Source organism: Runella sp. MFBS21 (assembly GCF_029433105.1).
GTDB lineage: Bacteria > Bacteroidota > Bacteroidia > Cytophagales > Spirosomataceae > Runella.
Genome location: NZ_JARNTW010000015.1, coordinates 132,431 through 140,615, shown reverse-complemented (window position 1 = coordinate 140,615; position 8,185 = coordinate 132,431). Strand labels below are relative to the sequence as shown.

Annotated in this window: 5 protein-coding genes; all 5 read left to right on the top strand. The window is 42.4% G+C overall.

The window, feature by feature from the left end; translation table 11 throughout:
* Positions 1–188 precede the first annotated feature (188 nt).
* Positions 189–773 carry a TIGR00730 family Rossman fold protein gene (locus tag P1X15_RS23540; RefSeq protein WP_277340593.1) on the top strand — a complete coding sequence of 195 codons (585 nt, stop codon included), beginning with the start codon at positions 189–191 and terminating at the stop codon, positions 771–773.
* Between the two features lie 55 nt (positions 774–828).
* A complete protein-coding gene (locus P1X15_RS23535) occupies positions 829–2,289 on the top strand; it encodes a UDP-N-acetylmuramoyl-L-alanyl-D-glutamate--2,6-diaminopimelate ligase (protein ID WP_277340592.1) in 1,461 nt (486 codons plus the stop codon).
* Positions 2,290–2,570: 281 nt separating this feature from the next.
* On the top strand, positions 2,571–5,492 hold the full coding sequence (locus P1X15_RS23530) for an FAD-binding and (Fe-S)-binding domain-containing protein (RefSeq protein WP_277340591.1): 2,922 nt from the start codon (positions 2,571–2,573) through the stop codon (positions 5,490–5,492).
* Between the two features lie 284 nt (positions 5,493–5,776).
* Complete coding sequence (locus P1X15_RS23525) at positions 5,777–6,673, top strand: 1,4-dihydroxy-2-naphthoate polyprenyltransferase (protein ID WP_277340590.1); 897 nt, start codon at positions 5,777–5,779, stop codon at positions 6,671–6,673.
* Between the two features lie 109 nt (positions 6,674–6,782).
* Positions 6,783–8,126 (top strand): tetratricopeptide repeat protein, encoded by a 1,344-nt coding sequence (locus tag P1X15_RS23520; RefSeq protein ID WP_277340589.1) that lies wholly within the window; start codon positions 6,783–6,785, stop codon positions 8,124–8,126.
* The last annotated feature ends 59 nt before the right edge of the window (positions 8,127–8,185 follow it).

Sequence of the window (8,185 nt, the reverse complement as noted above, 5' to 3'; positions counted from 1 at the left end):
TTGGCCTTGATTGACTATCAGGTAATCACTGTACAAATCAAATATTGGAGATAGAAATTCCATTTCGCTTTTTTTCGTAAATTTAATTACTTTGAAGAATTAGCTAACTCTTGTGCGTAACATGAGTTAGTAATCTCAAATTCGTTAGCGATATTTGTGCTTTAAGTTTTTATTTTTTTCTAACAAACATGAAATCAATCGTAGTGTATTGCGGCTCCAATGCGGGCAAACGTCCTGAGTACCTTCAGATGGCAAAAGAAGTAGGAATGGCTTTGGCCCAAAGAGGTATCAATTTAGTATATGGAGGAGGAAATCTCGGCCTGATGCGGGCCGTGGCTGATGGTACACTTGCCGCAGGAGCACAGGTGACAGGTATTATTCCCAATTTTTTGGCCGAACTTGAAGTAGCTCACCAAACCCTCACCGAGCTGCATTTTGTGGATACCATGCACGAGCGCAAAGCCAAGATGGTTTCTCTTTCGGACGGTGTTATCAATTTGCCTGGAGGATATGGTACGCTCGACGAAATGTTTGAAATTTTGGCTTGGGCGCAGCTAAAAATTTTTCACGGCCCCGTAGGTGTTCTTAATTATAAGGGTTTTTATAACCATTTATTGGCCCATATAAACGTGATGGTAGAAGAAGGCTTCTTAAAACCCGAAAACCGAGATTTGCTCATTGTCGCTGACAATATCGAAGAACTGCTTGATAAAATGCAGGCTTTTGCTCGTCAAGAAAGTAAGTTGGAGTTAAAAAACATACAGCAAGGGTAGGGCTAGAAATAGCCTTTCGCTGAACCTTTTTTTTATATTACAAAAAGCCAAGAAAATGTCAAAAATCCTTCAAGAGGTATTGGTTGGAATTGAAGCTGTTACTGTCAAAGGGAGCCTCACCACCGAAATCAAAAATATTGAATTTGACTCGCGTAAAGTCACTGCCGGAAGCTTGTTTGTAGCTCAAAAAGGTACGCAAGTAGATGGTCATCAGTTCGTTCCAAAGGTGATTGAAATGGGAGCGGTGGCGATTTTGTGCGAAAATCTTCCTGAGGACTTGGCCGAAGAAGTCACTTATATACAAGTAGCTGATACGGCGCGGGCAATGGGTAAAATGGCGAGCAATTTTTATGATAATCCTTCCTCGAAACTAAAGCTGGTAGGGGTGACGGGAACCAACGGAAAGACTTCTTCTGTGACGCTTCTCTTTAAGCTATTTCGCCAACTTGGGTATCATGTAGGGCTACTTTCCACGGTTCAAAATCAGATAGATGAGGAGGTTATTCCTTCGACCCATACTACGCCTGATTCGGTCAAAATCAATGAATTGTTGGCGGAGATGCTTAGGAGAGGTTGTACGTATTGTTTTATGGAAGTAAGCTCTCATGCAGTGGTGCAGGAGCGTATTGCAGGATTGACATTTGCGGGAGGTATTTTTACCAATATTACCCACGACCACCTCGATTTTCACAAGACTTTTGATAATTATATCAAAGCCAAAAAAGGATTTTTTGATCAATTGCCAAAACACGCTTTTGCATTGGTCAATATCGACGACCGCAGGGGGGGGGTGATGGTTCAAAATACCGTCGCCTGTAAAGAAACATACTCACTTCAGACGATTGCGAGTTTTAAAGGGAAGCTCTTAGCAGATAGCCTTTTTGGCCTTCAAATGGAAATAGATGGTAAAGAGGTATGGTTCAAACTGATTGGCAAGTTCAATGCTTACAATTTGCTGGGAGTCTATGGCGCTGCCTTATTATTAGGAGAAGACCCCGAGCAAGTGTTATTATCGCTTTCGGCGATTACACCGCCTCCGGGGCGATTTGAGCAGGTAATGAGTGCCAACGAAATCGTGGGTATTGTGGATTATGCCCACACACCCGATGCGCTACAAAACGTACTTGAGACAATCAATGACATCAGGGAAGGAGATCAGCAGGTGATTACGGTGGTAGGCTGCGGAGGCAATCGCGATGCTACCAAACGTCCCGAAATGGCACGCATTGCTTGTGAATTGAGCAGCAAGGTGATTTTGACCTCCGACAATCCTCGTAATGAAGACCCACTGTTGATTTTAGAACAAATGCAAGCGGGGGTTTCGCCGATTGATTTCAAAAAGACCAAAACCATTGAAGACCGACGTGAAGCTATCAGATATGCGGTGTCATTGGCGCAGCCGCATGATATTATCTTAGTAGCAGGTAAAGGCCACGAAACGTATCAAGAAATTAAAGGTGTAAAACATCATTTTGATGACCGGGAAGAATTAAGAGCAGCGTTTGAAAATAGTTGATTGAGAGGGATGCTATCAGGATTTCTGATAAAAAATTAAAAGTGTCAATAAAATTGAAAAATTATAAAACTATTTTTCTGGTCGCAAACTATTTTTCTCCCTTTGTCGTTTAGTATGTTATAAGTTTATTCGCGAAAAGCTCTGGCTCTCCCAAGTCAGGGCTTTTTTATTTTAGGGCTTGGCGCCGAAGGTCAAGTATGTCGGTTTCTTCAATCAAATTAGCATAACATCCCTAGAGAACTTAAATTTGTGCTTTCGCTGAAGATTTCGAAAGCTCACCAATGACTCACCTACCACTTGCTGATTTAGCTACACGCCTCAAAGGCGAACTGTACTACGACACTACCATGCGAACGCTTTACGCTACTGATGCGTCGGCTTATCGCGAAATGCCACAAGCAGTGGCGATTCCCAAAGATTCAGAAGATATAAAAACCCTCATTGCTTTTGCTCGTGAGCATCGCACTTCCCTGATTCCCCGTACGGCTGGTACGTCGTTGGCAGGGCAGGTTGTGGGCAACGGAATCGTCGTAGATGTATCTCGTACCTTTACTAAAATATTAGAAATCAACCCCGAAGAGCGCTGGGTACGCGTGCAGCCGGGCGTAATCCGTGATGAATTGAATATGGCACTTAAGCCGTATGGACTGTATTTTGGCCCCGAAACCTCCACCGCCAATCGTGCGATGATTGGCGGAATGGTCGGCAATAATTCCTGTGGTTCTAATTCGGTCGTGTATGGCTCTACTCGCGAACATTTGCTAGAGGTAAAAGCTATTCTAGCTGATGGGAGTGAGGCGGTATTTAAATCTACATCTCTTCAAAAAAATACTCTTCCCAAAGAAGGATTAGAGGGGGCGATTTATGCAAAAACCTTTGACATTCTTTCAAATCCTGAAAATCAGGAGGAGATTCGTAAAAACTTTCCTAAAAAGTCAATTGAACGACGAAACACGGGCTATGCACTCGATATGTTGTTAGATTGCGAGCCTTTTACAGACGGCGGGCCTGATTTCAACATGTGCCGTTTAATAGCGGGTTCGGAAGGTACTCTTTGTTTTTTGACCGAAATCAAACTCAATATTATCCCTCCGCCGCCCAAAGCACAGGGATTAGTGTGTGTTCACTTCAATAGTATCGACGATGCGCTTCATGCGACGATTGTAGCCCTAAAATACAAACCACAGGCGGTAGAGTTGATTGATAATTATATCTTGGAATGTGCCGCCGAAAATGCCGAACAGCGTAAAAACGCCTTTTTTGTGCAGAAAAAGATAGATGGTTCGTACCCTATTATATTGGTAGTGGATGTATCTCAAGATACCAAAGAGGAAGTAGAAAAAGTAGCAGCTGCTTTGATTGAAGATTTAAAAGCACAGGATATGGGCTTCCATTATCCATTGCTTCATGCCGAAGATACCAAAAAAATATGGACGCTTCGTAAGGCGGGCTTAGGACTACTGGGCAATCTGCCAGGTGATGAAAAAGCGGTAGCGGTGATTGAAGATACTGCCGTGGATGTGCACGACCAACCCGCTTTTATCCGTGATTTTAATCAGATTTTGACCAAAAATGGAATGTCGGCGGTGCATTATGCCCACGCTGGGTCGGGAGAGATACACCTACGACCTATCATCAATCTTAAGACCTCAGAAGGACACAAGCAGTTTAGGATGATTGCGGAAGAGATTGCGGATTTAGTAAAAAAATACGACGGCTCTTTGTCAGGAGAGCACGGAGACGGGCGTTTGAGAGGCGAATTTATTCCCAAAATGGTGGGCCCTAAAAACTATGCTTTGTTTAAAGAAATCAAACAAACCTGGGACCCTTACAATATCTTTAATCCTAATAAAATCGTAGAAACGCCTCCGATGGATACATTTCTGCGCTACGAAGCCAAGCAGAAAACACCCGAATTTAAGACCTATTTTCGGTACCCTGACCAAAATGTGCTTCAACATGCCGAGCAATGTAATGGCTCTGGTGACTGCCGAAAAACACACTTGAGCGGAGGGACGATGTGTCCGAGCTTTATGGCAACGCGCAACGAGAAAGATACCACGCGCGCCAGAGCCAACGTATTGAGGGAGTTTTTGACTCGTTCCGACAAAGCCAATCGCTTTGACCACAAGGAAATCAAAGAAGTATATGACTTGTGTTTGGCTTGTAAAGGATGTAAAGGCGAATGTCCTTCGAATGTGGATGTGGCCAAACTCAAAATGGAATTTTTACAGCAATATTACGATACCAATGGTGTGCCATTGCGATCGTGGCTAGTAGGCAATTTCTCAAAAATGACAGGAATCGCTAGCTACATTCCTTGGGCTTATAATCTTATTTTTAAAAATGCCCCTTTGCGTCGCATTGCCAACCAAGTGGTAGGTTTTCATCCCGACCGTACCATGCCTTTGTTGCATAATACTACATTGCGTGCTTGGGCAAAAGCCAGAAATGCTACTGTTCAAAATCCTAAGTCTAAAGTTTATTTTTTCTGTGATGAATTTACGAATTATAATGACGTCGAAATCGGGAAAAAAGCGATTTTATTGTTAGAAAAATTGGGCTATGAAGTCATCATCCCTGAACATGCCCCAAGTGCAAGGCCGCAGTTATCAAAAGGATTGTTGAAAGATGCTAAGAAAATTGCAGAGCAAAATGTGAACATGCTTAAGGATTTGATAACAACCCAGACTCCTTTGGTGGGTATTGAGCCTTCGGCGATTTTGACCTTTCGCGACGAATATCCCGACTTAGTGAGTGAAGAGCTTGTAGTCGCGGCCAAAGAGCTAGCGCAAAATGCCTTGCAATTTGACGAATTTATTGCCCGCGAAATCGACAATAAACGCATCACAAGTGCACAGTTTACAGCTCAAAGCAAAAAAATCAAATTGCATGGGCATTGTCAACAAAAGGCTATCGCATCACTAGTATCCACGAAAAAAATGCTCTCCTTGCCCAAAAACTATGAAGTACAGCTTATCCCTAGTGGCTGCTGTGGTATGGCGGGGAGTTTTGGGTATGAGAAAGAACATTATGATATCTCCATGAAAATTGGTGAATTAGTCTTGTTTCCGACAGTACGCAGTCAGTCAGAAGAGGTAATCATTGCAGCGCCGGGTACCAGCTGCCGTCATCAGATTCATGACGGAACAGGCAGAAAAGCACTACATCCAGTAGAGATTTTGTGGGAGGCATTGGCTTAAAAAAAAACGTCGGGGAGGTTTAAGACCTCCCCGACGTTCAATGTTTTGAATAAAAACAAAAAAAGGCAAACCGAGAATCTCACCGCTACGACCACCTACCCTTGCTTCGGTCAAGACCTGGGGGATTCAGCAGGAGCTGGTAGTTCCGATTTGCCGGTGCAAAATTATGAAATTGTAAATTGATAAGCAATATCTTTATCATTATTAGTTGAGGGGTGTTGAGTAAATAGCTGATAAATAGGTGTTAATATTTGAAAATAAACTCAAAATTTAGTAATTAAAACATGAAACCATGGCTTGAAGCGGCGCGTTTGCGCACATTACCTTTGGCATTATCGAGTATATTGATGGGCTGCTTTTTGGCAGCAGCCCATGGGAAGTTCAGTTGGATTATTGCGATTTTATCAATAACAACCACGATTCTTTTGCAGGTTTTATCCAATTTCGCCAATGACTATGGAGATGCTGTCAATGGCAAAGATACCGAAGCACGTCAAGGGCCTAAGCGTGCAGTACAATCGGGTGCTATTACCCCCGCAGCGATGAAAAAGGCCGTGATTTTGTTTTCATTACTTTCGTTGGTAAGCGGAATAGGGCTCCTGTATGAAGCGCTAAAAGATGCTACTTGGCATACATTTGTGGCTTTTTTGGGATTAGGAATTTTGGCTATTATTGCTGCCATTACTTATACCGCTGGAAAGCGTCCTTATGGATATGTGGGGTTGGGTGATTTATCGGTTCTGATTTTTTTTGGTTGGGTAGGAGTATTGGGCGTTTATTATCTTCATACACAACACCTAGATTGGACGTTGCTTTTGCCTGCTACTAGCTGCGGCTTGTTTGCGGTAGGTGTATTAAATATCAATAATATCCGCGATATAGAATCAGATACATTGACAGGTAAGCGTTCGGTGCCTGTGCGTATCGGAAGAGAAAAAGCCGTAATATACCATTGGAGTTTATTGGGCATAGGTATGCTTTGTAGCGTGCTTTATTTAGCCTTTCAGTCAGCTAGTCTTGTGCAGTGGCTTTTTGTGTTGAGTTTTCCTTTGTTTATTCGTAACGGATGGGCAGTTAGTCATCTTACCAATCCTCGAGAACTTGACCCTTATCTCAAACAAATGGCTCTTTCTACTTTGTTATTTGTGCTGCTTTTTGGAATAGGGTATTGGGCCGGATGATATGCCTTTTAATATAAAATAATTTTACATCTAAGTTGGCAAGCCGTTTAAAATTAGGTAGTTTTGGCCTCCCAATCCCATATTCATTTAACTCTCCTCAAGAATTGCTATGAAGCAAAGGTCAATTTTTTTATTTGTTTTTGTTATCCTACTTGGGCTTTCCTCATGGTCTGTTGCCCAAAAAACTGCCGCTGAATATTTTGAAGAAGGTGTAAATAAGAGTAAGGCAGGAGATTTTGTATCCGCCCTTCAGGCATTTAATATGGCTATTACAATGAGCCCCGACAACGCCCCGAGTTATTATAACCGTGCAATGGCCAAAGCCAATTTGAAAGATAATCGTGGCGCTATTTTGGATTTTGATCGCTCAATAGAACTTAATCCTAAGTATTCGGATGCATATTTGTACAGAGGAATCAGCAAAGCGAAACAAGATGATTTTCGGTCAGCAATTCAAGATTTTTCGCGTGCCATAGAGCTTAACCCTGATGATGCTCAAGGGCATTATCAACGAGGTATTAACCGTGCTAGGGTAGAAAACTATAGAGGAGCATTGCAAGACCTCAACCGTACGGTCGAATTAGAACCCAACAACGCTGGGGCATTGTATGCTCGTGGTAATGTCAAACTAAAATTAGAAGATTATCCTAGTGCTTCGGCTGATTTTGGAAGAGTCATAGATCTCACCCCCAAAAGTCCACTTGCTTATTCGGGAAGAGGATACGCCAAACTGAAGTTGAATGATTTTGTAGCAGCAGTGGCTGACTATTCAAAAGCACTCGAATTGAAACCCGAAGATTCGGAAGCATTCTATAATCGGGGATTTGCGCGTAGCAAACTGGATAAATTTGAAGAAGCAATTGGAGATTTTGATCAAGCGATTCGGATTGATCCCCAAAACTATCAGGCTTATTATGGAAGAGGTTTTTGTAAGAGTAAACTCGGAGTCCAAAAAGAAGCGATTGCTGATTTGACTAAGGCCGTAGAAGTAAACAATACTACTGCTCAGGAAGGTAAAATCGTATATGCTGGCAAAATCAATCGTAGTGTATTGGATCAGTTGAGAGAAGTGGTTCAGGAAAAGGGTAAAATCATTGAATTGTCAAACGAGCGCTCGGAAGCATTTTTTGCACGTGGTGTGGGTAAAAACAAACAGGGAGATGGTAAAGGTGCCATTATAGATTTGAACAAAGCAATTGAATACAATCCTACTTATTTTGAAGCATATTTCACCCGTGGGATGGTTAAATCTGCTCTAGGTGATCAGCGTGGAGCGATTCAAGATTGTACGAGTGCTATCAAACTAAACCCTAAGCATGCCGAAGCATATTATGTGAGAGGACTTATCAAGCATAGCTTAGGTGACGAAAACGGCGGATGCTTGGATTTGTCAAAAGCTGGTGAATTAGGGTATACTCAAGCCTATAAAGTGATTAGCGATTATTGTAACTAAGCGCAACGAAAATAGTAACAAAAAAGCCCCAAGACGCGTGTCTTGGGGCTTTTTTGTTA

Coding starts and splice junctions, on each gene's coding strand:
- P1X15_RS23530 (WP_277340591.1), top strand. CDS start 2,571: ATGACTCACCTACCACTTGCTGATTTAGCTACACGCCTCAAAGGCGAA.
- P1X15_RS23520 (WP_277340589.1), top strand. CDS start 6,783: ATGAAGCAAAGGTCAATTTTTTTATTTGTTTTTGTTATCCTACTTGGG.
- P1X15_RS23540 (WP_277340593.1), top strand. CDS start 189: ATGAAATCAATCGTAGTGTATTGCGGCTCCAATGCGGGCAAACGTCCT.
- P1X15_RS23525 (WP_277340590.1), top strand. CDS start 5,777: ATGAAACCATGGCTTGAAGCGGCGCGTTTGCGCACATTACCTTTGGCA.
- P1X15_RS23535 (WP_277340592.1), top strand. CDS start 829: ATGTCAAAAATCCTTCAAGAGGTATTGGTTGGAATTGAAGCTGTTACT.